We start from the raw sequence: 26454 nt of genomic DNA on the forward strand, positions 1-26454 counted from the left end.
CAATTACAACTATTTTCCTAGTTGATTAATTCACTTCATTATAGTTCTTTATAAAGAACATGTCAATATCCTTTTTTAATTAAAATAATCTAAAAAAGACCAAACCAACACGTTATCTATTGGTTTAGTCTCATGATTTATCAAGTTATTAAACTGACTATTTCTTACGCATTAGCAAATAGTGGATTCCCCTTCATACCAATCCATAGATCAGAATCCTCAATTTCACCTGCAATTTTGAATAACCAATGCTCTTTTCCTTTTGGAGCCATAAATTGAACCCCAAGAGGAAGGCCATTTTTTGTTATATGTACAGGTACAGAAATAGCGGGCTGACCTGTTAAGTTTGCTAATTGTGTAAATGGAGTATAGGTTAGGCTTGGTTCAAACATATCATAAACCAGCTTTAATTGTTCATTTTTCGTTAACTCACTTATCTTCATTAGCTCACTAATTTCTTTCTCATTTTGAGTTAACTCTCCAATCTTTGGTGCAGAATTAGCCGTTGCAGGTGTTAAATACAGATCATAGTTATTATGAAACTCGGCCATTTGAGCAGCAGCTAAATCCCATTCAGCGATGCTTTGTGTAAATTCAGCGGCAGTAACTGATTTTCCTGCGACAGTTAATACCCATGACACAATTTCCATATCATTTGCTGTTATCGCTCTTCCTAAAGATTTTTCAATTGAATCAACCATTCCTGCCATTTCACCATTATTCATAATATAATAGTTTTCCATTAAGCGAATTCCGTCAACATTATTAGACTTCTCTTCTACTTCATAGCCTTGATCTTCTAACCATTGGACAGTTTTATATATTGCCTGCTTTGCTTCCTCATCTACTGGCGTTCCCACTGGGGATTTAGTAGTAAAGGCAATACGGAATTTCTTATTTGCTTTCTTTTTCATTTCTTCATAATAACTTCCATCGAACAATGGTATATGGAAGGCTGCCTCCGGTTGAATGGTCTGTAAAACATCTAATAAGGCCGCGCTATCTCGAACGGAACGTGATAATACAAAATCAATTGATGCACCTTGCCACTGACGACCTACACCTGGACCAACAGGTGTTCTGCCACGAGTTGGCTTTAGCCCAAATAGACCTGTAAAGGATGCTGGAATTCTAATGGAGCCACCACCATCGCTTGCCCCTGCGATTGGAACAATTCCAGATGCAACACTGGCAGCTGATCCACCACTTGATCCTCCTGCAGAGTAATTAGTGTTCCATGGATTTCTTGTAGGCCCATAAATTTCAGGCTCAGTTATATTTTTTAATCCAAACTCTGGTGTATTTGTATGACCTAAGAAAAGAAATCCGGCTTTACGCAAACGGTCCACAAAATTGGAATCTCTTCTAGAAATATTATCGGTAAAAAGCTTGGAGCCTGAAGTCAGTGGTTCCCCTTTGATAGCTTGAGAAATATCTTTTAATACTATGGGAACACCAGCAAACGGTTGCTCCTCTATATGTAATTGGTCAATTTCCTCCATTACTTTCTCTTTTCGGGTACGTACTACTGCATTTAAATGAGGATTTACAGCTTCCATTTGTTCATACGCTGCTTCAACAAGTTCTTTAGGTGAAACTTCTTTCTTCTTAATCAAGTTTGCCAAGGAAACTCCATCATGTGTTAGATACACTTCTTTATCCATTTCTACACCCCATCAATATTAAGCTTATATTTTACTAATATTCAATTATACTGTAAGACATTAAGGTCATGAACACTTACTAAGTCCTGTATAACATAAAATACCCTATTAAAAAAGATGATCATCCAATAAATGAGACAATCATCTTTGAATACTTATTTTATTTTTACTTATAATGCTTTATCACGATCAATAACCTCTACAGATGAGATAAAGGTTGGGTTGATAATTAAATTCCCAAATTTCTGTATAACATTAGTCATCAGTCCCATTTGATTTGTAACTTTTTTCATAAAATCGTCGATATGTGTATCAACCAAATATTCCTTCCCATTGGCCATTGTTACTTTTACTGGCATACAATATCCCACCCTTATCATAAGAAATATTTATCTTAGTTTATGAGATCATGTAAAAAAAATGACTCATATAAGATTATCCATAATCATGGTTAACTGAGGCTTCTACTTATTATTATTTAAGTTACCTTATATAGTATTTACATTTAATACAACATATTAAGTACCAGTCTCTCTCCCCTCACTACATTGGCGAAAGAAGAATTTTCAAGTAACGAATTAACTGATTATTTATATATTTATTATAAAAATACAACCATATTTCAGTCAAATATTTATAATAGTTATTTTCATTTTTTTAAAGGATTTCCATTTCATTTGTTGAACTGTATTTATAAACTATAATCTTATAAATTAGGGAGGCATTTTAATGGCAAAAAAAATATTAATCCTTGCCGGTGACGCTGTAGAAGCATTAGAAATCTACTATCCTTATTTTCGGTGTTTAGAAGAAGGTTATGAGGTAACAATTGCCGCTCCATCTAAGAAAAAGTTGCATACTGTTGTGCACGATTTTATCGGTTGGGATACTTATACAGAAAAAGCTGGATATTTAATTGAAGCGGGTAGTGCTTTCGAGGAAGTTCAACCTGAATATTATGATGGTCTTATTATTCCTGGTGGGCGTGCACCTGAATATATTCGCTTAAATGATAACATTCCAAGAATTGTAAGTCATTTCTTTATAGAGAATAAGCCGATTGCTGCTGTTTGTCACGCAAGTCTTGTGTTAACAACTGTACGTGATCATATTAAAGGAAGGGAAATGACTGCTTATATCGCATGTAAACCTGAAGTAGAGGCAGTTGGTTCTAAATATATTTCAGAACCCCTTCATGTAGATGGAAATCTTGTTTCGGGACATGCATGGCCAGATTTACCAGGTTTAATGCGTGAGTTTATTAAGCAAGTAAATAAAAGTTGATTCTTTTTATTTGAATGGTTTTCGAATCGTTTTTTGCTTTTGAAAAAAGCCTAGCGATTGGCTTTTACCCTAATAAAGATTCAGCGGTTCTGAAGGAGTTTACAGCTCTTTTCTCAGTCAAAATTAGACAGCTAGCGATTTTCAGCTAATATTAATTAATTTTGAAACTTTAGCTAAAAACTGGAGTAACGTTTGAGAAAAGAGTCTTCTTCTTTGCGATTCACTTTGGAGGAAACAATATGGAGATCAGACATTTAAACGGAACTGACGCTATTAGATATCGAACCCTTCGCTTACAAGCTTTACAAATGAGTCCGGAAGCTTTTGGTTCTAGTTACGAGGAAGAAAAAGATGCCCCACTCGAACAGTATATTTCAAAATTAGAATCAGACGTTGCATTTACTTTTGGTGCATTTGATAACCAAGAATTAATTGGAACCGTCACTTTTGTTAAAGAAACAAAACGAAAACTGAAGCATCGAGGATCCATCTTTGCACTCTTTGTTAAACCAGACAAACGAAAACTCGGGGTAGCCAACGCATTGTTAAAGGAAGTAATAAATAAAGCAAATGAGTTAAAAGTGATCGAACAAATATACTTATCGGTTGTAGCATCAAATATTGCAGCCAAAAATCTTTATTCCAAATTTGGATTTCGCACTTTTGCCCTAGAAAAACATGCACTTAAAATGGAAAATCAATACTTCGATGAAGAACATATGGTATTATTTTTATCACAACAACAGGAAAGCTAAAAAATAGCTTTCCTTATCTTATTTGCACATTATTCTATTTCCGTATTTTTAGTTTCTATTCCTAAAAATAATACTGAGGCTGCACCAATCAAAATGGAAATACAAAAAATTGTAAATATAATCGTAATAGATATATTTTGAGCAATTAAATAGGGTACCAAGAGTGGTCCTAAAATACCACCAATGCGCCCAAAAGATGTAGCCATCCCTGTACCTGTCCCTCTTATACTTGTTGGATATTGTTCTGGTGTATACGCATATAATGCTCCCCATGCACCTAAATTAAAAAATGATAGAAGGATTCCGGAGAGAATCAGCATAAATAAAGTGTCGGCATTCCCAAATAAAAAGGCACTAACTGCTGTACCGATGAGATATACCACTAATACAAACTTTCTCCCTATCTTTTCAATAAACCATGCTGCAGTAAAGTAACCTGGTAATTGAGCAAGGGTCATAATTAATACATATTCGAAACTCTTAATCATACTAAACCCTTTCATTACCATAACACTTGGCAACCACAAAAACATTCCATAATAGGAAAACACTACACAAAACCAAAGAATCCATAGCATTAATGTTTTTCGTGTAAATTTCCTTGACCAGACACTAGCTACATTTTTTAACATTGAATTTTTTTGTTTAACCTTTGTAAAACGTTTTGAGTCTGGCAAATGTAGCCGAAGATAAAGAGCATAAAAAGCTGGAATGACACTAATTAAAAGGGCTATCTTCCAACCAAATTGTGGAATAATAAAATATGAGATAACAGCCGCGAGTAACCAACCAAATGCCCAAAAGCTTTCAAGTAAAACAACAATTCTACCACGCTTCTCAGTAGGTACGCTTTCTGACACAAGCGTTGAGGCAACAGGAAGTTCTCCTCCCAATCCCATTCCAATGAGGAACCTAAGAATTAAGAAAATGGATAGTGTATTTGTAAAAGCTGATGCACCACTACCTAAAGAAAATAATAAAAGAGTAATGATAAAGACGTGTTTTCTACCAATTCGATCAGATAATAGTCCAAAAACAAATGCGCCTACAGCCATTCCAATAGAATTTATACTTCCAATCCACCCCATTTCTTGAACGGATAAGTTCCACTCTTTTTGCAACGCCGCAATAATGAAGGAAAGCATACCTACATCCATCGCATCAAACATCCAACCTAAACCCGCAATACTAAGTAATTTTTTATTAGATATACTTCTACCTTTTGACATAACAAACCTCCACATTGATGTACGATAAAAATACTTATCCATACCTTTACTCTCTAATAATTTTGCACTTTACAGGGTTTTTATTATTAGCTAATTTTAAAATCTTGCCCATGAAATAAATCTCCCTTTCAATGTTGAAAATTCTTAAGCAATAATTTAAAGATACCTTTGAGTATTCCTTTTAATTTAGAGAATCCTAATAAATATTAACACGTGTCTTTACACATGTCACTACACATTTTTATATTTTGATATAGTAGATAATTAAAGTTTTCCCGTAGTAAATTTTTATGCTAATATTTATTGTAGAGTTTTTTCCTTCCATAGAAAGCCATATAATTAAATATCTTTAATACATATAAAGTAGTTCAAGGAATGAAGACAATGAATCAAATAATTATTATTGGAGCTGGAATTCTAGGTGCTTCAACTGCCTATCAATTAGCAAAGTCTGGAGCAGAAGTAATCGTCATTGATCGAATGGATAAAGGGCAAGCTACCGATGCAGCTGCAGGGATTGTTTGTCCATGGCTTTCTCAGAGGCGTAATAAAGCTTGGTATGCACTTGCTAAAGGCGGGGCAAAGTTTTATCCAAACTTAATTTCTGATTTAGAAAAAGATGGTGAACAAAATACTGGTTATGCACGTGTTGGAGCAATCAGTATCCATTCCGATCAAAAAAAGCTCTACGAAATGAAAAAGCGAGCATTAAAAAGAAAAGAAGATGCACCAGAAATGGGAGAAATCACAGTTTTATCGGAAGAACAGACAAAAGCCTTATTTCCTCCTCTAGCAGATGGTTTTGGAGCTGTTCATGTCAGTGGAGCTGCACGAGTAGATGGTCGAGCACTTCGTTCCTCATTACTAAGAGGGGCAGCAAAGCATGGAGCAAATATAATAAATGGACATGCAGATTTAGTAATGGATGGCAATAAGGTTAAAGGTGTTATTGTGAATGATCAAATGATACATAGCCATTCTGTGATTGTAACAACAGGTGTTTGGGCAAAACAGCTTCTTGAACCAATTGGGTTACATTTTAAAGTGTCTTCTCAAAAAGCACAAATTATTCATTTACAATTAACTAACATGGAAACAAAAGATTGGCCTGTGGTTATGCCACCTACAGACCAGTATATTCTAAGCTTTGATGATCATCGAATTGTAATCGGAGCAACCCATGAAAATAATGTTGGTTTCGATTATCGAGTAACTGCAGGAGGTATTCACGAGGTTCTAAATAAGGCACTACAGATTGCCCCGGGATTAGTAGATAGTACTATACTCGAAACGCGTGTTGGATTCCGACCATTTACACCAGACTTCCTTCCTGTATTTGGTCCTCTACCAGAGCATCAAGGAATCTTGCTCGCGAATGGACTTGGAGCATCAGGTTTAACGATGGGTCCCTTTATTGGGGCTGAATTAGCAAAGCTTGCCCTTGGATTAGAGTCAGATTTGGACCTAAGCCTTTATGATGTTGCAGGTGCAATTGAAAGTTTTTAGTTACTTGTTTAAAAATCCCCTTTTCTAGTCTTTGTTGTAGAAAGGTCGTAAATCAAAAAAAGATTTACGACTTTTCTCTTTAATACGTCAAAAAATTCAGAATAATGGTATGATAAATATATCTATTTTATTAATATAAAGGAGAGTTCTATGAATCAAAAAAAAGATCAATGGTCATCGAAAATTGGTTTTATTTTATCTTCTGCAGGAGCTGCGATCGGTTTAGGAGCCATTTGGAAGTTTCCCTATGTCACCGGTATGAGTGGTGGAGGTGCATTCTTTCTTATTTTTGTTATTTTTACCATATTAATTGGGCTTCCGTTGTTAATATCAGAATTTATTATAGGACGTGGTTCCGGAAAAGAAGCAATTAGCGCCTATAAAGCCCTTGCACCAAATAGCCTTTGGGCCTGGGTAGGTAAACTAGGTGTTCTTGGTTGTTTTCTATTATTATCTTTTTATAGTGTAGTTGGTGGTTGGATTATCATTTATAGTGGATTATCCATCGTAGGAATGGTGATAAAAGAAGGTACTAATTACCCGGAGTTGTTCGGACAAATTACAAGCGACCCTTTAATTACGATTGGTGGTTTAGCACTCTTTATTCTTATTAATATTATTGTCATTTCATTCGGGATTCAAAATGGAATCGAAAAGGCAAATAAATATATGATGCCGATCCTTTTTATCTTTTTTATCATTCTTGTCATTCGTTCCATTACCTTAGATGGAGCATTGGAAGGCATTCAGTTTTTCTTATATCCTGATTTTTCAAAGATTACAGCTGAATCCATTCTATATGCATTAGGGCAGTCTTTTTTTTCATTAGCAGTTGGATTTTCTTGTATGGTAACCTACAGTTCATATTTAAAAAAGGATGTTAGTATTCCAGCATCTGCTTTTTCAGTAGTTTGGATGAATATATTTGTTTCACTGCTTGCGGGTCTAGCAATATTCCCAGTAGTTTTTGCGTTTGGATTAGAACCTGCTGGAGGTCCAGGATTATTATTTAATGTACTTCCGACTGTCTTTTCACAAATACCATTTGGGGAAGTATTCCTTTGTTTGTTTTTAATTTTATTTTTATTTGCAACTTTAACTTCATCATTTAGTTTATTAGAAATAATTGTTGCTGCCTTTACTTCTAAGGGAAACAGATCAAGAAAAAAAACTTCATTGATTTCAGGAGCTATTGTTTTCCTCGCGGGGATTCCAGCAGCACTTTCTTTTGGCCCTTTGCAAAAATTCCATATTTTAGGTAACAATATATTTGACGCGACTGATTACTTAGTCAGTAATCTAATGCTTCCAATTGGTAGCTTTCTTATAGCATTATTCATCAGTTATCGAATGGACCAATCATTAGTAAAGTCTGAATTTATGTTAAGTAACTCCTTGTCCTCTTCTTGGTATCTTTCATGGAGAATCTTAATGAAATGGGTTATTCCGATCGTTATCGTCCTTGTATTTCTTAGTTTAGTTGGGGTTTTTTAATAAAAATTGAAAAAAAGGTGATGAATCTAAAAAATAAGATTCATCACCTTTTTTCATTTATTTCGGAAACCCTATCTTTTGAATAGGGAAAAATCTAAGCTTTACTTCACCGATTATAGAATCTTTATGAATAAATCCAAATTTTCGACTATCATTACTATGTCTACGATTATCCCCCATAACAAACAAATAGTTCTTCGGCACATCTACTTGAAAATCCTCAGTCAATGTTTCTGTTAAAGAGATATTTTTTTTATTTTCTTGTAAATATGGTTCTTTGTATAATTCACCATTTATTAACAACTGATCATTTTTCATTTCCACATGGTCTCCAGGTAAACCTATAACCCTTTTAATAAAATCTTCATTTGAAATTGGAGAATGAAAAACAACCATATCTGAACGGTCAATGCGAGTTAATTTTGATACGATAAGTTTATTATTTTCTTGAAATGTTGGCATCATTGATACCCCTTGAACAGTAATTGGGGCAAAGATAAATTTCCTACAAATAAAGGCAACAACGACTGCAAATATAATGGTTTTGATCCAAGAAAGAATTTCTTTTTTTATACTTTTTTTCATCTCCATACTCCCACCTTGTATTTTATAACCCTATTATACCATATTATGTATATTTATTTCTTTTAACCTTTAAAAATAATCTTAATATTTAATAAATGATTCTCCCTTTAATTAAAGGAAACTATTCGATCTTTGGCGAATATATAAATATAAGAAATGTGAAAACGCTCTATTCCTTACACCCAAGTGAATAAGCCATTATCTTTTATCATAAGGCTAAAAAAAGAATACCTTTAGATAGAGGCGGGGATGGACGGAGTAGAACCGCTAGATATTGTAAGTTAATATTTTCATATCTTATAAAAGGGGGATGATGAAAATGAATAGTAAAGTTTTAGAAATTCAATGTACCAATCCTAATTGTAAAAGATGGTTCAAATCACCTTTTACTCATGGAAATTTAGACGGATTTAATGTAAACGCTTTCAAAGGGTTAAAGGCTCAATGTCCAACCTGTGGGAAGATGGTAGCTGGAACAAAGAAAAATGTAAGGGTTCGACTGTTCGATGACCATAGCCAATTTAATAAAATTTCATAAAAATGACAGGACAGTCTCTAATTATCATTATTTAGGGACTGTCTTTTTTTATTTTGATTGAACGATATTCAAATGGGAATAGATATGTATCTATTTAAATAAAATTATAGATTTTTCAATACCTCCCTCACCTCCCCCAAAAAGCCACCATATACATACCCGTCAAAAATAAGTTCAAATTATTTTGTATGAAAAAATGATGTTCTGATGAAATTTTACTTTGACAGATAGAGTAATTTGAGTTAGTATTACTCTATCAGATAGAATAATCATTAAACTGGAAGGTGAATTATGATTAGAAGTGACATCATTCGTGGACATTTGGACTCCATCATTCTTTGTTTAATTCTAGAAAAAGATCAGTACGGATATGAAATATCTAAACAAATAAGTCTACGTACAGAAAATCGATTTCAAATAAAAGAAGCAACTCTTTACGCTGTTTTTCAACGTCTAGAAAAAAAGGATCTAATTGAATCTTATACAGGTAGCATTACCCATGGCGGAAAACGAAAATATTACCGGATTACTCCACTTGGGAAAGCTTATCTTAAAGAAATGATTAAAGAATGGAAGGAAACAAAGGAAATCGTTGATTTATTTTTGGAGGGATTACAGTGAAATCAGTAAAAGAGCATGTTGATGAATTATTCAAAAGAATTCCAGAAAGTCAAGAAAAAGAGCAAATTAAACAAGAAATAATAGAAAATCTTGAGGAAAAAGTATATGACTTAATTGCCCAAGGTAAAGAGGAAGAAGATGCCATTAATAAAACAATCATAGAATTTGGGGATATAGATGAAATTGAAAAAGAATTAGGAATAGCTCAACCTACTAAGAAGAATATGACCAAATTAGACTTAGGCTTTTCTATATGGGGTAGCGTTCTTATCATTGCCTTGTTTATATTTATTAATTTATATTATACACCAAAAACTATTTGGTTTGTTTATCCTACATTTGCTGTATTATGGTGGCCGTTAAGTATGTTCTATAGATGGTTACGTCGAAAATAAAGGAGAAATGAACATGCAGAAACAGGATATAATTTTCGCTTGGTTAGGGAGTATCCTTTGTATCTTATTCTTCTTAGTGGTTAACTACTTAACTAATCCAGATTATTTATGGTTTATCTATCCAACCTTTTTTCTTTTACTCTGGCCATTTAGTATGTACTCTATTAAACATAAAAACCTTAAATTACACTCACTTTTTACAAGTGTAATTCTAATTTTATTTTTCATAACAATTAATTATGTGCATAGCCCGTTTCACCCATGGTTTTTATATGCCAGTTATCCGATACTTTGGTGGCCAACCCTAATGTTTATGGAAAAAGGTCGGAAAACAGTTTCTCTTGCAATAATAGGAAGCCTAATGACAATTGTCTATTATTCTTTTCTAAACGCAACCATATCACCACAGTATCCGTGGGCAATCTATCCTAGCTTTGTTGTTTTATGGTGGCCATTAGCACTATTTTACGCAAAAAAGAAGGAATATTACAAATTTTCGATCGCAGCTAGCTTACTAATCATTCTTTTTTTCATTGCTGTAAATACAGTATCTTCCCCTAATACTATTTGGGCGGTTTACCCTATTTTTATCATTCTTTGGTGGCCGTTAAGTATGTATTACTTTCAGTATCGAAGAAATTAGTTTTGCTCGTAATATATTAAATTGATGAAAAAGGTGATGGTGAAAATGACAAACAAACTAAAGAACGAACTTCGTGAGTGGAAGGAAAAGTTAGCATCTTTTGAACGACCACGTATGTCTGCAAGTGTTAGCCAATTAATCAACTCAGTTGGACTTTTTGTTATATTTTGGGTATTGTCTTATTTAAGCCTAAATATTTCGTATTGGCTTACATTGTTATGCGCTATACCTGCAGCTGGATTTTTAGTTAGAACATTTATTATATTTCACGATTGTACGCATTATTCGTTTTTCAAAAATCGAAAAGCTAATGAAATTGTTGGGATCATAACAGGCTTACTTACATTTTGTTCGTATGAACAATGGAAGCATAGCCACTCCATCCATCATGCAACGAATGGACATTTAGATAAACGTGGTGATGGAGATGTTTGGACACTAACATTACAAGAATATGCAAATGCTCCCTTTCTAAAGCGTGTGTGGTACCGAATCTATAGAAACCCGTTTGTCATGTTCATTATTGGACCTTTGTATCTTTTTTTAATCTCCTATCGTTTTAATCGAAAAAATGCAACAAAAAAAGAGAAGAGACATGTCTGGATAACAAATATGATATTACTTACTATTGTACTAATTCTCGGCATGACATTAGGTTGGAAAGCGTTCATATTAGTTGAACTCCCGATTTTTTTCATTGCCTCATTCGCAGGTGTATGGCTGTTTTATGTCCAGCATCAATTTGAAGATGGTTATTTTGAGAGTGGAGAAAATTGGAGTTATGTCGAGGCAGCATTAAAAGGTAGCTCTTATTATAAACTTCCAAAACTATTACAATGGTTCTCAGGGAATATTGGGTTTCACCATGTTCACCATCTTAATTCCAAGGTTCCAAACTACCATTTAGAAGAAGCTCATAAAAGTGATCCCCGACTCCAAGATGTACCTACTCTTACATTATGGACAAGTCTAAAGTCACTTACTTTTAAGTTGTGGGATGAGAAATCTAAAAAGTTTATTGGAAATAGAGAAATTCAGAAATTTATTCGTAACAATATTTAATAGACTAGTAGGCAATCAAATTTTCATGGGATTCCCCTAAAATTTGATTGCCTTTAATAGTATATTACGTGAAGAACGCTAAATGAGTAGGTGAAATAGATTACTATCCTTATTTACTTCTGTATAAGGAAATCCCTTTTTCTTCATTCGATCAATTAGTAAATGATAATCTTCCTTTCTTTTTAGCTCAATCCCGACTAGTCCAGGACCACATTCTTTATTATTCTTTTTGGTGTATTCAAAGGTAGTAATATCATCATCAGGGCCAAGAACATTATCTAAAAATTCCCTAAGCGCACCTGCCCTTTGTGGAAAGTTAACAATGAAGTAATAAAGTAATCCTTCATGGATCAATGATTTCTCTTTAATTTCCTGCATTCTCCCTATATCATTATTTCCCCCACTAATGACACAAACGACTGATTTCCCTTTTAACTGTTCTTTATAATAATCTAGAGCAGCAATTGGCAATGCTCCGGCAGGTTCAGCAACTATAGCATGTTCATTATATAATTCTAATATTGTCGTACATACTTTACCTTCCGGAACTGGAATAATGTCATCTACAAATTGACTACAAATCTCATAAGTTTTTTGACCGACACATTTTACCGCAGCACCATCAACAAATTTATCAATATTTGACAGTGGATAAACACTCCCATTTTCAATAGATGCTTTCATACTTGCTGCCCCACTAGGCTCCACTCCAACTAGCTTGGTATGGGTAGAAACACTTTTTATGTAAGTACTTATTCCAGACATTAATCCACCACCACCGATGCTTGCGAAAACAAAATCTATAGGCTCTTCTACATCGTTCAAAATTTCAACAGCTACTGTTCCTTGACCTGCTATCAATTTTTCATCATCAAAAGGGTGGATAAATACTCTGCCTTCCTTTTCTGCACATTCATACGCACTTGCAGATGAATCATCAAATGTATCACCTATTAAAACTACTTCTATATGTTCACGACCAAACATTTTTACTTGATCTATTTTTTGTTTTGGAGTGGTTTGTGGCATAAAAATTTTTCCGTTTATTCCTAGGTCTCTGCAAGCATAAGCTACACCTTGAGCATGATTTCCTGCACTCGCACAAATAACTCCTCTTTCCCTTGCCTCAGCTTCAATTGTTTTAATTTTATAGTATGCTCCTCTAAGTTTAAATGAACGAACATGCTGTAAATCTTCTCGCTTTAGATATACATTACACTGATATTTTTCAGATAATCGTTCATTTTTTTGTAATGGTGTATGCGCTACAATATCTTTTAGTTGTTGATACGCAATAAGAATGTCTTCCACATGTACTGTTTTTGCTTTCACCATCTCTTGACTCATTATTTACCCTTCTTTCCACAGAATTTTCCTATAATTTGTACATTATATCATGTCAAATTTAGATTTTAAACATTAATTTTCTAAATATTCAGATGAAAGCGTTGCCATTTAAAAATTTCTTTAAAGAATGTATAAAAATCGGAAAACAGCAAGCAAGGCTTTTACAAAAACAACTTACTATAAGAAAATAGCCACGAAAAAAAGGGAAGAACATAAATATGTCGAATAAATGTATCTAATATGCTTTTTTTATAATAGTGATTGATTATCTTTAAAAATGATTAATCCAAAAGGTGTGATAGTAATGAATTTTTTTTTACAAATGGCAGGCTTCCCTGGTTCTGGTAAATCAACACTGTCGACAAAAATAACTCAAACAATTCAAGCAGTCATTATTGATCATGACATTGTCAAAACCGCTTTATTAGAATCGTTAGATGATCTTCCAATTGACCCTAGGAGAGCTGGGAGTGTGTCATATCATATTGAGTGGGCTTTAATTGATTTTCATCTTTCTCAAGGTCATAGTGTCATCTTCGATAGTCCATGCTTCTATTCTGAAATGGTGGAAAAAGGAGTAGCTTTAGCAAATAAAAATGGTGCAAAATACAAATATATTGAATGTTATTTAAACGATGTTGAAGAAATTAAGCGAAGATTAAAGAGCCGTACCAGGATGGTGAGCCAAATTCAGACGGTGGATTCAGAGGAAGGTTTTTATCAAGCGATTAACCAAAGTAAAAAACCTGATACCAATCATTATCTCATCATCGATTCGAGCCAACCACTAGAAAATTACATCAATAAAGTTCTCGAGTACATTAAATATTAAAAGGGGCCATTTTTAAAAGCCCCCCCTTAAATATTTATTCCGCATATAATTCTGAAGATAAATATCTTTCTCCTGTATCAGGTGCGATACTTAATACTCTTGCATCTTTTGATAATTTTCCCGCGATCTCAATGGCAAAAAATGCCGATGCAGCTCCCGATGCCCCTAGTAAAATCCCTTCTTCCTTACCGAGTCTTCGAGCCATTTTGATTGCATCTTCATCTTTAATTAATAAGATATCATCATAAATTTGACGATTTAAAATACTCGGAATGAAACCAGGACCTGTCCCAGGTATTTTATGTGGTCCAGGTTGTCCACCCGATAAAACAGGTGATCCTGCTGGCTCAACTACAAATATTTTCAAGTGAGGAATCTTCTTTTTTAATTCCTCCCCAACACCGGTAATGGTACCTCCTGTTCCTGCAGTCAGTACAAGCACATCGAGTTTTCCTTCAAATGCTTCAACTATTTCAACAGCTGTTGTTCCCCTATGTGCATCAGCATTTGCCGGATTATCAAATTGCATAGGAATAAAACTTCCTTCAATGTTACTTGCAAGTTCATTTGCTTTTTCGATTGCACCTGTCATCCTCCTTGAAGCAGGAGTCAAATACACCTTTGCTCCATATGCTTGTAATAATCGAACTCGTTCCATCGTTGCATTATCTGGCATTGTAATTATGCAACGATACCCTTTCGCTGCACATACCATTGCTAAACCAATACCAGTATTACCAGAAGTAGGTTCAATAATGACGGTGTGATCTGGGTGGATCCTCCCTTCTTTTTCTGCTTGCTCAATCATATTGGCTGCCGCGCGATCCTTTACACTGCCCCCAGGGTTAAAAGATTCTAATTTAATAAAAACGGATGCCCCATTTGCATGAACTACACGATTTAACCTTACAATTGGTGTAATTCCAATTAAATCGATAATTGATGAAGAATACCCCATTACCACTACCTCCACTATTATTGGATTAACCTATATGTTTGCATTATAACAAAAAATAAAAGGAACATTGAAAATACAATGTCCCTCAATTGTTTACTTGTAAAATACCTTTTCAATATTATATTTTGCCTTATATTTATTAATCATATATGTCTCATAAATCTCTCGTTCCATTGGATCTTCAACATATATTACAGCGATTTTTTGAACTTCTTCACGATGTTTTTTTATTGGAGATACATTATCCTCAAAATGTTTCGTCACTCTTTGACGTAATTTTCTTGCCTTACCAACAAACAAGAGCTCATCATTTTTATTATAGAAGAGTATTAAACCTCCTTTTTCTCGTGAAATCTTTCTGAAATCCGTAAAACCGTACTCACTACTAATTTTATGATCTTTTACATCTTGAAGTGGTTTCTGCTTCACAATCACCACATCAGAAGTTGGTATATCAATTTTTATCATTTAAGTCACTTCCTGTTTTAAATTGAATCTCCATTATAGCATATACTGATGCTAGAGTTTAACTCCATTTCCTTCTCTTTTATAAAATGGCTGTTTTAAGTAGAGTTTATTACTTTTCTAAAAGCCTAACTCCTTGATTTTACACCTAAAAAAGGTTTCAGTGTGGTTTCTATGGAGTTTTCAACTCTTTTCTCGAGTGAAATATTTATTAAAAGACCATGCTGCAAAAAGAACAACATGGTCTGGTTTATTTTTTATTTGGTTACAAGTTTCAATGGTGCAGGAATATTTTTTTCTACTTTTTTTCCTTGTAAAACAGCTCCAGCTGCTTTTACTGCTAGTTTACCGATAAGTTCTGGTTGTTGAGCAACTGTTGCATTTAATTTTCCATCTTTAATGGATTTTAGTGCATCATCATTCCCATCAAAACCTACTACAATTATATTTTTCCCTGAACTATTTATGGCTTCTAAGGCACCTAATGCCATCTCATCATTATGAGCAAAAACAGCTTGTATATCAGGATTACCTTGGATGATGTTTTCCATCACGTTTAACCCTTCTGTTCTGTCAAAATGTGCTGATTGCTTTTCTACGACTTTCAATTTCTTATCTGCTATATTATGAAAGCCTTTTCCTCTTTCACGCGTAGCCGATGCCCCAGGAACACCTTCTAATTCAACTACTTTTGCATTTTCACCTAGCTGATCAATAATATAATTGGCTGCCATTTCGCCACCTTTAATATTATCAGATGCTACTAATGACTCTACTTTCCCCTTATCTGCAGAACGATCAAGCGTAATAACAGGAATACCGATATCATTGGCAGATTGCACAGCCGTTGAAATAGCTGCAGAATCTGTTGGATTAATTAATAGTGCATCCACACCTTGCTGTAACAAGTCCTGAACATCATTTACTTGTTTTGCAGAGTCATTCTGTGCATCTATAACGATCACTTGCATTCCTTTTGCCTTCGCTTCCTTTAAAACACCATCCTTTAATGAAACAAAGAAGGGATTGTTTAAAGTAGAAACCGATAATCCTATTTTAATATTTTTTAAATTGCTTTTTTTAGATGGTTTAGCCCATTCGGGTGGTTGCATCGAGCACGCCCCTAATAGAATCATTGATAAGGCCATCATTAATACAAAGATTTTTTTCATTACATACCCCTCCTATGCTGCTTTTTTGCGGTCAAGTAAAACGGCTATAAGAATAACAATTCCTTTAACGACCATTTGATAAAATGATGAAACACCAAGTAAATTTAACCCGTTATTCAATGTACCAATAATTAATGCCCCAATTAGGGTACCGAAGATCTTCCCACGACCTCCTGAAAGACTTGTCCCACCTAATACAACTGCTGCGATAGCATCAAGTTCATATGAAGTTCCCGCTGTTGGTTGTGCAGAGTCTAGACGAGAAATGAGGATCGCACCTGCCAACGCAGATAATAGCCCTGCTAGTGAGTAAATCATAATTTTTACACGAGGAACCTTAATTCCAGAGATAAGTGCTGCTTTTTCATTCCCACCAATGGCGTAAGTTTTACGACCAAATGGGGTTTTCTGTAAAATGATATATAATATAATAAATGCAATAATCATAGTAATTGCAGGAACTGGTATTCCTAAAAAGTAGCCACGACCAAATAATTGAAATAGTCGGCTATCACTTAAGCCTGTAATCGGATTTCCCTCAGTATACACGAGCGTTAAACCACGAAATACTGTCATTGTTGCTAATGTAGCAATAAATGGATCCATTTTTCCTTTTGTAATTAATAAACCGTTAACCATTCCCATTACTCCACCAAGTAAACAACCAATTATTATAGCTAAAATTGGATCTAATCCAGAAACCATCATCCCAGCCATTAATGCGCTTGATAATGCTAATATTGATCCAACCGATAAATCAATCCCTCCGGTTAAAATTACAAATGTCATACCGTATGCTATTAAAGCATTAATAGCAACTTGTCTTAATAGATTCAAAATATTTAAAGGTTGTAAAAAGCTTGGATTTAAAATAGATACGATTACTACTAAAATAATAAATCCGAGTAATGGTCCAAGTTTTTGCATAATATTATCTAAATGATTGGCTCTATTCATTGATTTCCCATCGCTAACCGTCTTCATCCTACTGACCTCCTGTTGCTAATGTCATTATTTTTTCTTGTGTAGCTTCTGCTTTTGTTAATTCACCAATGATTTTCCCTTCATGTACGACCAAGATTCGATCACTCATACCGAGAATTTCTGGAAGTTCTGATGAAACCATGATAATCGAAACGCCTCTATCAGTTAGTTCATTCATCAATTGATAAATTTCTCTTTTCGCTCCTACATCAACTCCCCTTGTTGGCTCGTCCATGATAAGTACTTTTGGACCAATCCCTACCCATTTTGCAATAACTACTTTTTGTTGATTGCCTCCAGATAAACTGCCTACTTGAGAATTGATGGATTCAGTTTTAACTGTTAATCGTTTAACGAGCATTTCCACAAATGTTTGTTCATTTTTATCCTTAATTATGCCCTTCGGTGCAAAACTTTTTAAGCTAGGCAATACGACATTATCTCGGATAGAGAAATCTAAAACTAATCCTTCATCCTTTCGGTCTTCTGTGATAAAACCAATCCCTTGTTCGATGGCTTGATATGGGGTCTTTACATTCACTTTTTTTCCGTTCATCCATAACTCACCAGAATCGAATTTATCTAATGCAAAAATCGCTCTCATAATCTCTGTTCGACCTGCTCCCATTAATCCAGACACACCTAAAATCTCACCGGAGTGAACAGAAAAACTAATATTTTCAAATACACCTTTTCTAGAAAAGTTTTTCACTTGTAACACTGTTTTTCCTAAATTAGGAGTTCGCTCGGGATATCTTTCTGTCAATTCACGACCTACCATTTTTTTGACTACTTCATCAAAGTTAGTCTCTGGTATAGGCTTCGTATCTACTGTTTTCCCATCTCTCATGACTGTGATTCGATCACATATAGAAAATATTTCCTCCATTCGATGAGAAATATAAACGATAGACACCCCTTCTTTTTTTAAAGAAGCAATGACCTCGAACAATTTTTGAATTTCTCGTTCGGTTAGGGCAGCTGTTGGTTCATCCATAATAATAACCTTCGCATCAGTTAGCAACGCCTTTGCTATTTCAATCATTTGCTGTTGTCCAACAGAACATTGGGATGCTTCCTGATCAAGTGGAATCGTAACAGACAGTTTTTTAAACTGTTCTTTTGCCAACGCTTTCATTTCCTTCGTTTTTAAAAACCCTAATGAGGATTTAAGCTCTTTCCCAATAAATAAATTTTCTAAAACGGTCATATCTGGCCAAATATTTAGTTCTTGATGGATAAAAGTAATGCCATATTTTTCAGCTTCCTTTGGATTCGAATAATACGTTTCGTTTCCATCAATTATTATTTTCCCTTGATCCATACGGTGGAGACCAGTAAGAATATTCATCAATGTTGATTTACCCGCACCATTCTCTCCCATAAGGGCATGTACTTCTCCATGTTGTAGTTCAAAGTTAACACCCGAAAGCACTTGGTTCGTACCAAATGCTTTGTGAATGTTCTGCATGGAAATTTGCATCATTTTTCACCTCTGTTAAATGAATGTGTTTGATTATTATAATCAGATGAATGTGTGACAAGTCCTTTACTAAAAAATAACACCTGATTGCAAAATACAATTCGCATATGGTGTAGCTTCCCCAGTGCGAATAATAGCTTTAGCATGTTGTGTTAACTCTTTGAATTTTTCGTGGGTAACCAATTCTATATTTTCGCAACTAAATTGCTCTTTCATATACTGATATGTTGTGAGATTATGAGTTTTGATTTCACTTGCTAAAGTTACTTTTTCAATTCTCATATCGTCTTTGATTACTGAAACTACTTCTTCAAAACTAGGAACACCCAGTCGTAATGCAAGATCAATTTTCAACACTCCTTGAGGTACAGGCAAGCCTGCATCAGCAATAACGATATAATCGGTATGACCAAGATCAGCTAATACTTTTGATATATGACTATTTAATATGCCTTTCAGTTTCATGCTTCCATACTTCCTTCTACTTCTGTACGAAGTGGCATCCCGCCTTGAGCACCAAATTTTGTAACAGAAAGAGAAGCTGCCCGATTGGCAAAACGAATACTGTCATCTATATTTTTTCTTTCTGAGAGTGCCACAGCAAAAGCTGCATTAAAGGTATCTCCAGCACCAGTTGTGTCCACTACCTCAACTTGATAAGAGGGAATAAGAACTTCACTTTGTCCGTTAAAATAACGAACACCATTCTTTCCTTCTGTAATAAATAATTTATTTGGATATTTCCTTAATGCCTCTTCCTTTGTTAACCCTTCAAATAACAAAGATGCCTCATGCTCATTTGGTGTAATATAGCTAGCTTTATCGATAATATTTTGACTAAGTCTTCTAGCAGGAGCAGGATTTAATAGAAGTGAAACATTTAATTCATTACATATATTTGCAACATACTCGACCGTTTCCTCTGGTATTTCCTGTTGGATTAAAACAATATCTGCATGTTTAATAACATCTAATGCCTTTTCAACATATTCGGGAGTTACATAATCATTTGCACCTTTTACTACAATAATACTGTTGTCATCTTCAGCCAAAATAATATGAGCGGTTCCACTTTTTTCACCTGTAACTGGTTCCACATACTTTGTATTAACATTATTTTTTTGTAAGTTTTCTAATATAACTTCTCCATAATTATCATCACCAATACAACCTATCATTATTACTTCAGCACCCAATCGGGATGAGGCAACTGCTTGATTTGCGCCCTTCCCGCCTGGAATTGTTTTAAATGATTCACCAATAATCGTTTCCCCTGCAATAGGTCTCTTTGGTGCAGTTACAACTAAGTCCATTGAAGAACTTCCAATGACGACAATTTTAGACATGTTCATCAACCTTTCTTGTAGTATCTCTATTAATAAATGTAACCGGTAATTGGATATTTTTCTTTTGCAACTTTTCATTTTTCATTAGCTTAATTAGAAGCTGTGCTGCTTCTTTTCCCATTTCATATGCCGGTTGTCTTATGGTCGATAGTGGAGGAAATAATAAGCTGCTATGTGGAACATCATCAAATCCAATTACTTGAACTTCTTCAGGTATTTTTTTACCAATTCGTAATGCCTCATGTATGACTGCCGTTGCAACTATATCATTACTGGCAATAACCCCATCGGTATCTGGATATTTTTCGAATAAATCCTTGGCCCATGTTTCCGCATCTTTAAATGAGAAAGATGTTGTAGACATCACATAAAAATTTATATCAGAAGTACTTAATACTTCTAAAGCTCCTTGAAATCGGTCTACTGCAGTTTGTAAATGGCCAGGACCTTTTATTAAAGTAATCCGTTTGCTACCTCTTTTAACCATTTCCATAGCTGCGAGTTTGCCTCCTTCTTTCCCATCTGCAAAAACTGAAGGATAACCACTAGAAGTACGGTCAAGAAAAACAACGGGAATTGATAAATCTTGATACACTTTTTTACTTAAAGTATTTGTCATAGAAATTAGTCCAATAACATTATTTTGCTGGAACGTTTGTATATAATCTTGTTCTTTTTCTGCATCTTCATCTGTATTTCCAAATATTAAGCGATAATCATGAAGTCTCATTTCATCTTCCACTCCTCGAGCTAATAAAGGGAAGAATGGATTTGTTATATCAGGAAGTAAAAGTCCAATTAACCTCGATTTTTTTGTATACAATGAACGGGCTACTTCATTTGGACTATAATTTAATTGTTTAATCATTTCGTTCACTGTATTTCTTGTATCTTCATGTACGTAACCGGTTTCATTTAATACTCTCGAAACTGTTGCAACTGACACGCCAGCTGCTTTCGCGACATCACGTATTGTAACCATTTGGCTCACCTCTTTGTGTAACCGTTTCCACATTCAGAATAGCACATTATTTATTTACATACAAGAACTTTTAAATCCTTTTATCAACGATTTTTTCTTTTGACTCTTTTCTCAAACTTTGTTTCTATAATAGCTTAAAAAAAAGTAACTTACTTTACGGAAACAGCATTTCTTTATACTTTGTCCTTAAAAAAGTTATTAATAGTAAAAGAAAAAGCAAATGATAAAGAAGGTCATTGTAAAAGGTACTTACAATGACCTTCTTTATCATTTATTCATTTTTTCCATTAGCTTAATTGTTGTTTTGTACAATAATTCCGTTCCTAATGAAATATCACCAAATGTCGCAAATTCTTTTGGATTATGACTTATTCCATCTTTACATCGTACAAAGATCATCCCATACTCACATATATAGGACATAGCTAGTGAATCATGAAACGGCCCACTCATTAATTCAACTGGATCAAGTCCCATTTGTTTACATTCTGTTCTCATAATTGACATGATCCGATCAGAACAATAACGAGGTTCACTATTTGTATCCTCTGTAATTTTATAAGATAGCTGATGTTCATTTGCAATACTATTTATTTTCTCTCTTAATTGTTTTTCTAACTGATTTCTTCGATTTATATCAATATCTCTTAAGTCTACTGTGAAACTAACTTTTTCAGGTATGATATTGCGAGAGTCTGGAAATACATTAATGCTACCAACTGTTCCAACTGTAGGTGAATCTGGATCTTGACTGGCAATTTCATTAAGAGCGACAATTATCTTGGCTGCCCCTACTAGTGCATCTTTTCTCATATTCATAGGTACAGAGCCGGCATGCCCCGCAAATCCCTCAAGTTCAATTGTTAACCATAAGGGACCGGATATTCCTGTAACAATCCCAACTGGTTTCTCCAATACATCTAATATTGGACCTTGCTCAATATGCATTTCTAGGAAAGCTGCAATACTATTAGCTGGATAAACTGAGTCAGCTAATTTATCAGGATCACATCCAAATTGAATTAATGCTTCTCTTCTTGAAACCCCATTTTTATCTATTCTTTCAAGCTCATCTTCCTCAAGCTTTCCAAGTATCCCTCTTACACCGAATAATCCTTTATTAAAACGGCAACCTTCTTCATCAGAAAATGCCACCACTTCGATAGGTATTGAGGGAATAATCATGTTTTCTTTCATAGTTTGGACAACTTCCAGCGCTCCTAGAACTCCAATAACCCCATCAAACCGACCGCCATAAGGTTGAGAGTCTATATGTGAACCTAACATTAATATAGGGGCGTCAGGATTTTCACCTTCATATCGACCAATGAGATTTCCAAAGTGATCAATCTTTGTTGTTAAGCCTGCTTCTTCCATCCACTTCTTCACTGTTTCTACCGCTTGTCTATCTTCATTAGATAAAGTTAGCCGACATACACCTGTTTCGCCAATTTTACCAATTTCAGCTAAATCATTAATCCTTTTTTCCAACCGATGTTGATTAATTATTAATGTTCGAGTAGTCATCCATATTCACCCTCATTCATTTATTATAGCTGTTTTTGGATAGTATGTTGCTTTTGTGTAAAAGCTCTGCTACCAACTTTTACACCTAATAAAGGTTCATCGTTCTTATTTAGTTTTCAGCTCTTTTCTCAGTGGAGTGAAAGACTTGTCGTTCCTCAAACCTATTTTTATTGGTTAAAAGATTATCTACAAAGCCAAGATTATTTAAGTAAAGAGCTATTTTCATAGTTGCGAGGTAAAATGCTTTAAAACACCCGTAATATAGAGAAAATTACGAGTGTTTTAATTGGACTATAAAGATTTTATTTCCTCAGTTAATGTATCGATGATTAATTCTAAGTCTTCCAGTTTAATATTTAAAGGTGGGGCAAGTGTTAGCACATTATTAAATCCTGCAACAGTAGCACCATTTTTTCCAATTATCACTCCTCTTTGTTTACAACCAGCAATTACTTTATTAACTAGTTCAACTTCTAATGGTTCCTTGGATGATTTGTCCTTTACAAGTTCTACACCAACCAGTAGTCCTTTGCCCCGAATATCCCCAACCAACGGATGATTTGCTAACGCTGAAGTCAGGCTCTGTTTTAATTGTTCACCTAACTCATAGGAACGACTAAATAGACTTTCTCGTTCCATAATCTCAAGATTTTTTATTGCTAGTGCACATGCAGCAGGGTTGCCACCAAAGGTATTAATATGACGGAAATAATCATATTCATCTGAGCCGCTAAACGCTTCATAGATATCCTTCTTCACAGCTGTAGCTGATAAAGGTAGATATGCACTAGTAATCCCCTTTGCCATCGTAATAATATCTGGTTTTACTCCATAATTCATATATCCAAATGCTTTTCCCGTTCTTCCAAATCCACAAATCACTTCATCTACAATAAGTAAAGCTCCATGCTTTTCACAGACTTCTTTTATTCCAGCCATGTAGCCATCTGGAGGAACGATCACACCACCACCTGTTATTATCGGTTCCATGATAACTCCGGCAATCGTTTCACTTAACTCCCAAGTCATGACCTGATCCATTTCTTTTACAGACTTCAGCTCCGCTGGCTTAGCATCAGCTCTGTCATCATCTCGATATAAATCAGGAGGACTGACATGAATAAATCCTGGTGCTAATGGTTCATATTTAAATTTTCTTTGAGCTTGCCCAGTAGCAGCTAGTGAACCCATGGAATTACCATGGTATGCTCGATATCTGGAAATAAACTTGTAGCGTCCATGATCACCTTTTTGCTGATGATATTGCCGAACAAGTTTAAAGGCAGTTTCATTCGCCTCAGAACCACTATTTGAAAAGAAAATTACGTATTCATCTTCTAGTAATTCATTTAACTTTTCTGCTAGTTTAATAGCAGGAGTATGGCTTTGGGTTAGTGGAAAATAAGCCATTTCTTTTAACTGCTCATAAGCAGCTTCTGCTAGCTCTGTTCTTCCATAACCGACATTTACACACCATAATCCGCTCATTGCATCTAAATAGCGATTCCCATGATGATCAGTAACCCACGATCCTTCAGCCGTTTGAGCAATCATTGTAGCATCAGGATTATAAGGTTTCATCGAATGCCAAAGAAAGTCTTTGTCCTTTGTTAGAAAGTCACCGGTTTCTTTTAATTTTTCCATTCAATCTACTCCCTTCTTATTAATAATCAAATCGTGATGTAATCATCTTCTTTCTCGTATAGAAATTAACGCCATCTTTTCCATTCACATGAAGATCTCCATAAAAAGAATCTTTCCATCCAGAGAATGGGAAAAAGGCCATAGTTGCAGGAACACCTACATTAATTCCCAACATACCAGCATCTGCTTCTTCTCGAAATTGGCGAACCGCCTTAGCATCTTTTGTATAAATGGTTGCTCCATTACCAAAACGTGATTTACGGATATACTCTAAACCCTCTTCTAAGTCCTTCGCCCTTAATAATGATAGAACCGGAGCGAAAATTTCCTCTTTTGCTATTGTCATATCAGGGGTAACTTGATCAAAAATAGTAGGTCCTAAAAAAGTTCCTTCATGTTTTTCATCCATTTCTTTTCGACCATCCCTAATTAATGTTGCCCCTTCCTTTAAGCCGATTTTGATATAATCCAAAACCTTTTGACGATGTGAATCTCTAATTATTGGAGTTAGTAATACTTCATCATCTAACCCATTCCCTATAATGAGTTCATCTGCGCGTTCTTTAAGGGTCTGGACAAATTCATCTCCATCACCAACAACTACAACCGCACTGCAAGCCATACAGCGTTGGCCAGCACTACCATAAGCAGAACTAATAATATGGGATACCGCCTTTTCCATATCTGCATCAGGCATTACAATATGATGATTTTTCGCACCAGATAATGCTTGAACCCTTTTGCCCGCTGCAGCAGCCCTTTCATACACATATTTAGCTACTGGTTGGGAACCAACAAATGAAATAGCACAGACATCATCATGATCGAGTAATCCATTTACTACATCATGTGCTCCATGAACAATATTTAACACACCCTTTGGAGCTCCTGCTTCAGTAAACAATTTTACTAATTCATTTGCTAAAATAGGCGTGCGTTCAGAAGGCTTAAGGACAAACGTGTTACCACAAGCAATAGCTAATGGGAACATCCAAAGTGGTACCATCATCGGAAAATTAAAAGGTGTTATGCCAGCAACTACTCCTAGAGGATAACGAAACATTTCTGAGTCAATCTCTTCTGCAATATTCGAAAGACTTTCTCCCATCATCAAGGTAGGAGCACCAGCAGCAAATTCCACACATTCAATTCCACGTTGAACTTCTCCGTATGCCTCTTTATAGGCTTTTCCATTTTCTTGAACAACCAGTTTGGCAAGCTTTTCATGATTTTCTGATAATAAATAGTGATATTTATATAAAATTCTAGCGCGTTTTGGAACAGGAGTGTTTTTCCAAGTCTTCCAGGCTTCCTTTGCTGACTTTACTGCTTTATCAACATCTTCCTTTGAAGAAATTGGAACCTTAATTATCACCTCACCTGTAGCAGGATTGGGAACATCTAAAGTTTCATTACAATCTGCATCTATCCATTCACCATTTATAAAATTTTTAAGTACTGTAGTTTCTTTTTTTAACACTGTCATGATTTCTTAGCCTCCTTCTTTGTAAAAAGCATAATTATTTTTAAAAATATTTTCCTTCTGCTTGTATAAACTTAAGGAAAAAATAAGATGGCTAGTGTTCTTATCACTTCTTATCGTCTATTTAAAAATGGAACAATAAGCATAAAGAACAGTAGGGATAAAAAAAGAGTTATCCTATTAGAATTATCACTCAATTTGTAAGTGTTTTCATTAGACATACTGTAAAATATCTTAGTTTTTTTTTCCACATTATGAACAATGTCTTCAATGCCCTCTAACAAGAAGATTTTCATCATACATATAGTCATACTTTCAACTTCAGTGGGACAAAAAGATATTTAATTTGATATTTCATGTTAGTTTGTTATTTTTTTTCAGTGAAATAATGAAATTCTTATTCTTTAACTTTTCATTTAGGGTATTTTCTAAAACCATTGAAGTAAAGTTATAAC

General features: G+C 34.6%; 26 protein-coding genes. 10 read left to right on the forward strand and 16 right to left on the reverse strand.

Annotated elements, in window-relative coordinates; all coding sequences use genetic code 11:
* Nucleotides 1-164: 164 nt before the first annotated feature.
* Nucleotides 165-1664 carry an amidase gene (locus MHI39_RS13100; protein ID WP_342541387.1) on the reverse strand — a complete coding sequence of 500 codons (1500 nt, stop codon included), beginning with the start codon at nt 1662-1664 and terminating at the stop codon, nt 165-167.
* Between the two features lie 170 nt (nt 1665-1834).
* Nucleotides 1835-2023 (reverse strand): hypothetical protein, encoded by a 189-nt coding sequence (locus MHI39_RS13105; RefSeq protein ID WP_058003732.1) that lies wholly within the window; start codon nt 2021-2023, stop codon nt 1835-1837.
* 370 nt (nt 2024-2393) lie between these two features.
* Here MHI39_RS13105 and MHI39_RS13110 point away from each other — a divergent pair, with 370 nt between their 5' ends.
* Nucleotides 2394-2948 (forward strand): DJ-1/PfpI family protein, encoded by a 555-nt coding sequence (locus MHI39_RS13110; protein WP_058003733.1) that lies wholly within the window; start codon nt 2394-2396, stop codon nt 2946-2948.
* A 239-nt stretch (nt 2949-3187) separates the two neighbouring features.
* The gene (locus MHI39_RS13115) at nt 3188-3703 is read left to right on the forward strand and encodes a GNAT family N-acetyltransferase (RefSeq protein WP_259545392.1); all 516 of its coding nucleotides are present in this window, start codon (nt 3188-3190) and stop codon (nt 3701-3703) included.
* A gap of 29 nt (nt 3704-3732) precedes the next feature.
* On the opposite strand, the gene MHI39_RS13120 is transcribed toward MHI39_RS13115, so the two are convergent.
* Nucleotides 3733-4932 carry an MFS transporter gene (locus MHI39_RS13120; protein WP_278890729.1) on the reverse strand — a complete coding sequence of 400 codons (1200 nt, stop codon included), beginning with the start codon at nt 4930-4932 and terminating at the stop codon, nt 3733-3735.
* Between the two features lie 384 nt (nt 4933-5316).
* Here MHI39_RS13120 and MHI39_RS13125 point away from each other — a divergent pair, with 384 nt between their 5' ends.
* Together MHI39_RS13125 and MHI39_RS13130 are read left to right on the forward strand one after the other, a co-directional pair.
* Nucleotides 5317-6438: an FAD-dependent oxidoreductase gene (locus tag MHI39_RS13125; RefSeq protein WP_071975893.1), complete on the forward strand. Its 1122-nt coding sequence runs from the start codon at nt 5317-5319 to the stop codon at nt 6436-6438.
* Nucleotides 6439-6588: 150 nt separating this feature from the next.
* On the forward strand, nt 6589-7932 hold the full coding sequence (locus MHI39_RS13130; protein WP_071975892.1) for a sodium-dependent transporter: 1344 nt from the start codon (nt 6589-6591) through the stop codon (nt 7930-7932).
* Nucleotides 7933-7989: 57 nt separating this feature from the next.
* On the opposite strand, the gene lepB is transcribed toward MHI39_RS13130, so the two are convergent.
* On the reverse strand, nt 7990-8517 hold the full coding sequence (lepB, locus tag MHI39_RS13135) for a signal peptidase I (RefSeq protein ID WP_342541388.1): 528 nt from the start codon (nt 8515-8517) through the stop codon (nt 7990-7992).
* A 319-nt stretch (nt 8518-8836) separates the two neighbouring features.
* On the opposite strand from lepB, the gene MHI39_RS13140 reads away from it, so the two are divergent.
* The 5 genes from MHI39_RS13140 (at nt 8837) to MHI39_RS13160 (ending at nt 11776) form a co-directional block, all read left to right on the forward strand.
* Nucleotides 8837-9055: a hypothetical protein gene (locus MHI39_RS13140; RefSeq protein WP_058003738.1), complete on the forward strand. Its 219-nt coding sequence runs from the start codon at nt 8837-8839 to the stop codon at nt 9053-9055.
* Between the two features lie 291 nt (nt 9056-9346).
* Nucleotides 9347-9676, forward strand: a complete 330-nt coding sequence (locus MHI39_RS13145; RefSeq protein WP_058003739.1) for a PadR family transcriptional regulator — start codon at nt 9347-9349, stop codon at nt 9674-9676.
* Complete coding sequence (locus MHI39_RS13150) at nt 9673-10071, forward strand: permease prefix domain 1-containing protein (RefSeq protein ID WP_058003740.1); 399 nt, start codon at nt 9673-9675, stop codon at nt 10069-10071. The genes MHI39_RS13145 and MHI39_RS13150 overlap by 4 nt, the downstream gene beginning before the upstream one ends.
* A 13-nt stretch (nt 10072-10084) precedes the next feature.
* On the forward strand, nt 10085-10714 hold the full coding sequence (locus MHI39_RS13155) for a hypothetical protein (protein ID WP_058003741.1): 630 nt from the start codon (nt 10085-10087) through the stop codon (nt 10712-10714).
* Between the two features lie 45 nt (nt 10715-10759).
* The gene (locus MHI39_RS13160) at nt 10760-11776 is read left to right on the forward strand and encodes a fatty acid desaturase (RefSeq protein WP_058003742.1); all 1017 of its coding nucleotides are present in this window, start codon (nt 10760-10762) and stop codon (nt 11774-11776) included.
* Between the two features lie 78 nt (nt 11777-11854).
* On the opposite strand, the gene ilvA is transcribed toward MHI39_RS13160, so the two are convergent.
* Nucleotides 11855-13123 (reverse strand): threonine ammonia-lyase IlvA, encoded by a 1269-nt coding sequence (gene ilvA / locus MHI39_RS13165; protein ID WP_058003743.1) that lies wholly within the window; start codon nt 13121-13123, stop codon nt 11855-11857.
* Between the two features lie 304 nt (nt 13124-13427).
* On the opposite strand from ilvA, the gene MHI39_RS13170 reads away from it, so the two are divergent.
* Nucleotides 13428-13955, forward strand: coding sequence for an AAA family ATPase (locus MHI39_RS13170; protein WP_342541390.1), 528 nt, complete (start codon nt 13428-13430; stop codon nt 13953-13955).
* Nucleotides 13956-13989: 34 nt separating this feature from the next.
* Here MHI39_RS13170 and cysK read toward each other — a convergent pair whose 3' ends face one another.
* The 11 genes from cysK to MHI39_RS13225 all read right to left on the reverse strand — a co-directional run bounded on the left by cysK (nt 13990) and on the right by MHI39_RS13225 (nt 26002).
* Nucleotides 13990-14913, reverse strand: coding sequence for a cysteine synthase A (gene cysK, locus MHI39_RS13175; protein WP_342541391.1), 924 nt, complete (start codon nt 14911-14913; stop codon nt 13990-13992).
* Between the two features lie 93 nt (nt 14914-15006).
* Nucleotides 15007-15381 (reverse strand): nucleotide excision repair endonuclease, encoded by a 375-nt coding sequence (locus MHI39_RS13180; protein ID WP_058003746.1) that lies wholly within the window; start codon nt 15379-15381, stop codon nt 15007-15009.
* Between the two features lie 254 nt (nt 15382-15635).
* Nucleotides 15636-16550, reverse strand: a complete 915-nt coding sequence (rbsB, locus tag MHI39_RS13185; RefSeq protein ID WP_058003747.1) for a ribose ABC transporter substrate-binding protein RbsB — start codon at nt 16548-16550, stop codon at nt 15636-15638.
* 12 nt (nt 16551-16562) lie between these two features.
* On the reverse strand, nt 16563-17507 hold the full coding sequence (gene rbsC, locus MHI39_RS13190; protein WP_342541443.1) for a ribose ABC transporter permease RbsC: 945 nt from the start codon (nt 17505-17507) through the stop codon (nt 16563-16565).
* Between the two features lie 28 nt (nt 17508-17535).
* Entirely contained in the window at nt 17536-19017 is a 1482-nt protein-coding gene (locus MHI39_RS13195; RefSeq protein ID WP_342541392.1) for a sugar ABC transporter ATP-binding protein, read from the reverse strand.
* 69 nt (nt 19018-19086) lie between these two features.
* Nucleotides 19087-19482 carry a D-ribose pyranase gene (gene rbsD, locus MHI39_RS13200; protein WP_180211881.1) on the reverse strand — a complete coding sequence of 132 codons (396 nt, stop codon included), beginning with the start codon at nt 19480-19482 and terminating at the stop codon, nt 19087-19089.
* Entirely contained in the window at nt 19479-20363 is an 885-nt protein-coding gene (gene rbsK, locus MHI39_RS13205; RefSeq protein ID WP_058003751.1) for a ribokinase, read from the reverse strand. The genes rbsD and rbsK overlap by 4 nt, the downstream gene beginning before the upstream one ends.
* Complete coding sequence (locus tag MHI39_RS13210; protein ID WP_078111250.1) at nt 20356-21345, reverse strand: LacI family DNA-binding transcriptional regulator; 990 nt, start codon at nt 21343-21345, stop codon at nt 20356-20358. Before MHI39_RS13210 ends, rbsK begins: the two co-directional genes overlap by 8 nt.
* A 267-nt stretch (nt 21346-21612) precedes the next feature.
* Nucleotides 21613-22878 (reverse strand): M20 family metallo-hydrolase, encoded by a 1266-nt coding sequence (locus MHI39_RS13215; protein ID WP_342541445.1) that lies wholly within the window; start codon nt 22876-22878, stop codon nt 21613-21615.
* A 285-nt stretch (nt 22879-23163) separates the two neighbouring features.
* A complete protein-coding gene (locus MHI39_RS13220) occupies nt 23164-24516 on the reverse strand; it encodes an aspartate aminotransferase family protein (RefSeq protein ID WP_180211878.1) in 1353 nt (450 codons plus the stop codon).
* Nucleotides 24517-24535: 19 nt separating this feature from the next.
* A complete protein-coding gene (locus MHI39_RS13225) occupies nt 24536-26002 on the reverse strand; it encodes a CoA-acylating methylmalonate-semialdehyde dehydrogenase (protein ID WP_342541393.1) in 1467 nt (488 codons plus the stop codon).
* Nucleotides 26003-26454: the final 452 nt, after the last annotated feature.

This window comes from Heyndrickxia sp. FSL K6-6286, assembly GCF_038630395.1.
Classification (GTDB): Bacteria; Bacillota; Bacilli; order Bacillales; family Bacillaceae_C; genus Heyndrickxia; species Heyndrickxia oleronia.

Excerpts from the sequence above, each read along its gene's own strand:
- MHI39_RS13140 (WP_058003738.1), top strand. The coding sequence starts at position 8,837 with ATGAATAGTAAAGTTTTAGAAATTCAATGTACCAATCCTAATTGTAAA.
- lepB (WP_342541388.1), bottom strand. The coding sequence starts at position 8,517 with ATGAAAAAAAGTATAAAAAAAGAAATTCTTTCTTGGATCAAAACCATT.
- cysK (WP_342541391.1), bottom strand. The coding sequence starts at position 14,913 with ATGGGGTATTCTTCATCAATTATCGATTTAATTGGAATTACACCAATT.
- rbsK (WP_058003751.1), bottom strand. The coding sequence starts at position 20,363 with ATGTCTAAAATTGTCGTCATTGGAAGTTCTTCAATGGACTTAGTTGTA.
- ilvA (WP_058003743.1), bottom strand. The coding sequence starts at position 13,123 with ATGAGTCAAGAGATGGTGAAAGCAAAAACAGTACATGTGGAAGACATT.
- MHI39_RS13130 (WP_071975892.1), top strand. The coding sequence starts at position 6,589 with ATGAATCAAAAAAAAGATCAATGGTCATCGAAAATTGGTTTTATTTTA.
- MHI39_RS13160 (WP_058003742.1), top strand. The coding sequence starts at position 10,760 with ATGACAAACAAACTAAAGAACGAACTTCGTGAGTGGAAGGAAAAGTTA.
- rbsB (WP_058003747.1), bottom strand. The coding sequence starts at position 16,550 with ATGAAAAAAATCTTTGTATTAATGATGGCCTTATCAATGATTCTATTA.
- MHI39_RS13100 (WP_342541387.1), bottom strand. The coding sequence starts at position 1,664 with ATGGATAAAGAAGTGTATCTAACACATGATGGAGTTTCCTTGGCAAAC.
- MHI39_RS13120 (WP_278890729.1), bottom strand. The coding sequence starts at position 4,932 with ATGTCAAAAGGTAGAAGTATATCTAATAAAAAATTACTTAGTATTGCG.
- MHI39_RS13170 (WP_342541390.1), top strand. The coding sequence starts at position 13,428 with ATGAATTTTTTTTTACAAATGGCAGGCTTCCCTGGTTCTGGTAAATCA.
- MHI39_RS13105 (WP_058003732.1), bottom strand. The coding sequence starts at position 2,023 with ATGCCAGTAAAAGTAACAATGGCCAATGGGAAGGAATATTTGGTTGAT.
- MHI39_RS13115 (WP_259545392.1), top strand. The coding sequence starts at position 3,188 with ATGGAGATCAGACATTTAAACGGAACTGACGCTATTAGATATCGAACC.
- MHI39_RS13210 (WP_078111250.1), bottom strand. The coding sequence starts at position 21,345 with ATGGTTACAATACGTGATGTCGCGAAAGCAGCTGGCGTGTCAGTTGCA.
- MHI39_RS13225 (WP_342541393.1), bottom strand. The coding sequence starts at position 26,002 with ATGACAGTGTTAAAAAAAGAAACTACAGTACTTAAAAATTTTATAAAT.
- rbsD (WP_180211881.1), bottom strand. The coding sequence starts at position 19,482 with ATGAAACTGAAAGGCATATTAAATAGTCATATATCAAAAGTATTAGCT.
- MHI39_RS13195 (WP_342541392.1), bottom strand. The coding sequence starts at position 19,017 with ATGCAAATTTCCATGCAGAACATTCACAAAGCATTTGGTACGAACCAA.
- MHI39_RS13155 (WP_058003741.1), top strand. The coding sequence starts at position 10,085 with ATGCAGAAACAGGATATAATTTTCGCTTGGTTAGGGAGTATCCTTTGT.
- MHI39_RS13125 (WP_071975893.1), top strand. The coding sequence starts at position 5,317 with ATGAATCAAATAATTATTATTGGAGCTGGAATTCTAGGTGCTTCAACT.
- MHI39_RS13110 (WP_058003733.1), top strand. The coding sequence starts at position 2,394 with ATGGCAAAAAAAATATTAATCCTTGCCGGTGACGCTGTAGAAGCATTA.
- rbsC (WP_342541443.1), bottom strand. The coding sequence starts at position 17,507 with ATGAATAGAGCCAATCATTTAGATAATATTATGCAAAAACTTGGACCA.
- MHI39_RS13220 (WP_180211878.1), bottom strand. The coding sequence starts at position 24,516 with ATGGAAAAATTAAAAGAAACCGGTGACTTTCTAACAAAGGACAAAGAC.
- MHI39_RS13180 (WP_058003746.1), bottom strand. The coding sequence starts at position 15,381 with ATGATAAAAATTGATATACCAACTTCTGATGTGGTGATTGTGAAGCAG.
- MHI39_RS13145 (WP_058003739.1), top strand. The coding sequence starts at position 9,347 with ATGATTAGAAGTGACATCATTCGTGGACATTTGGACTCCATCATTCTT.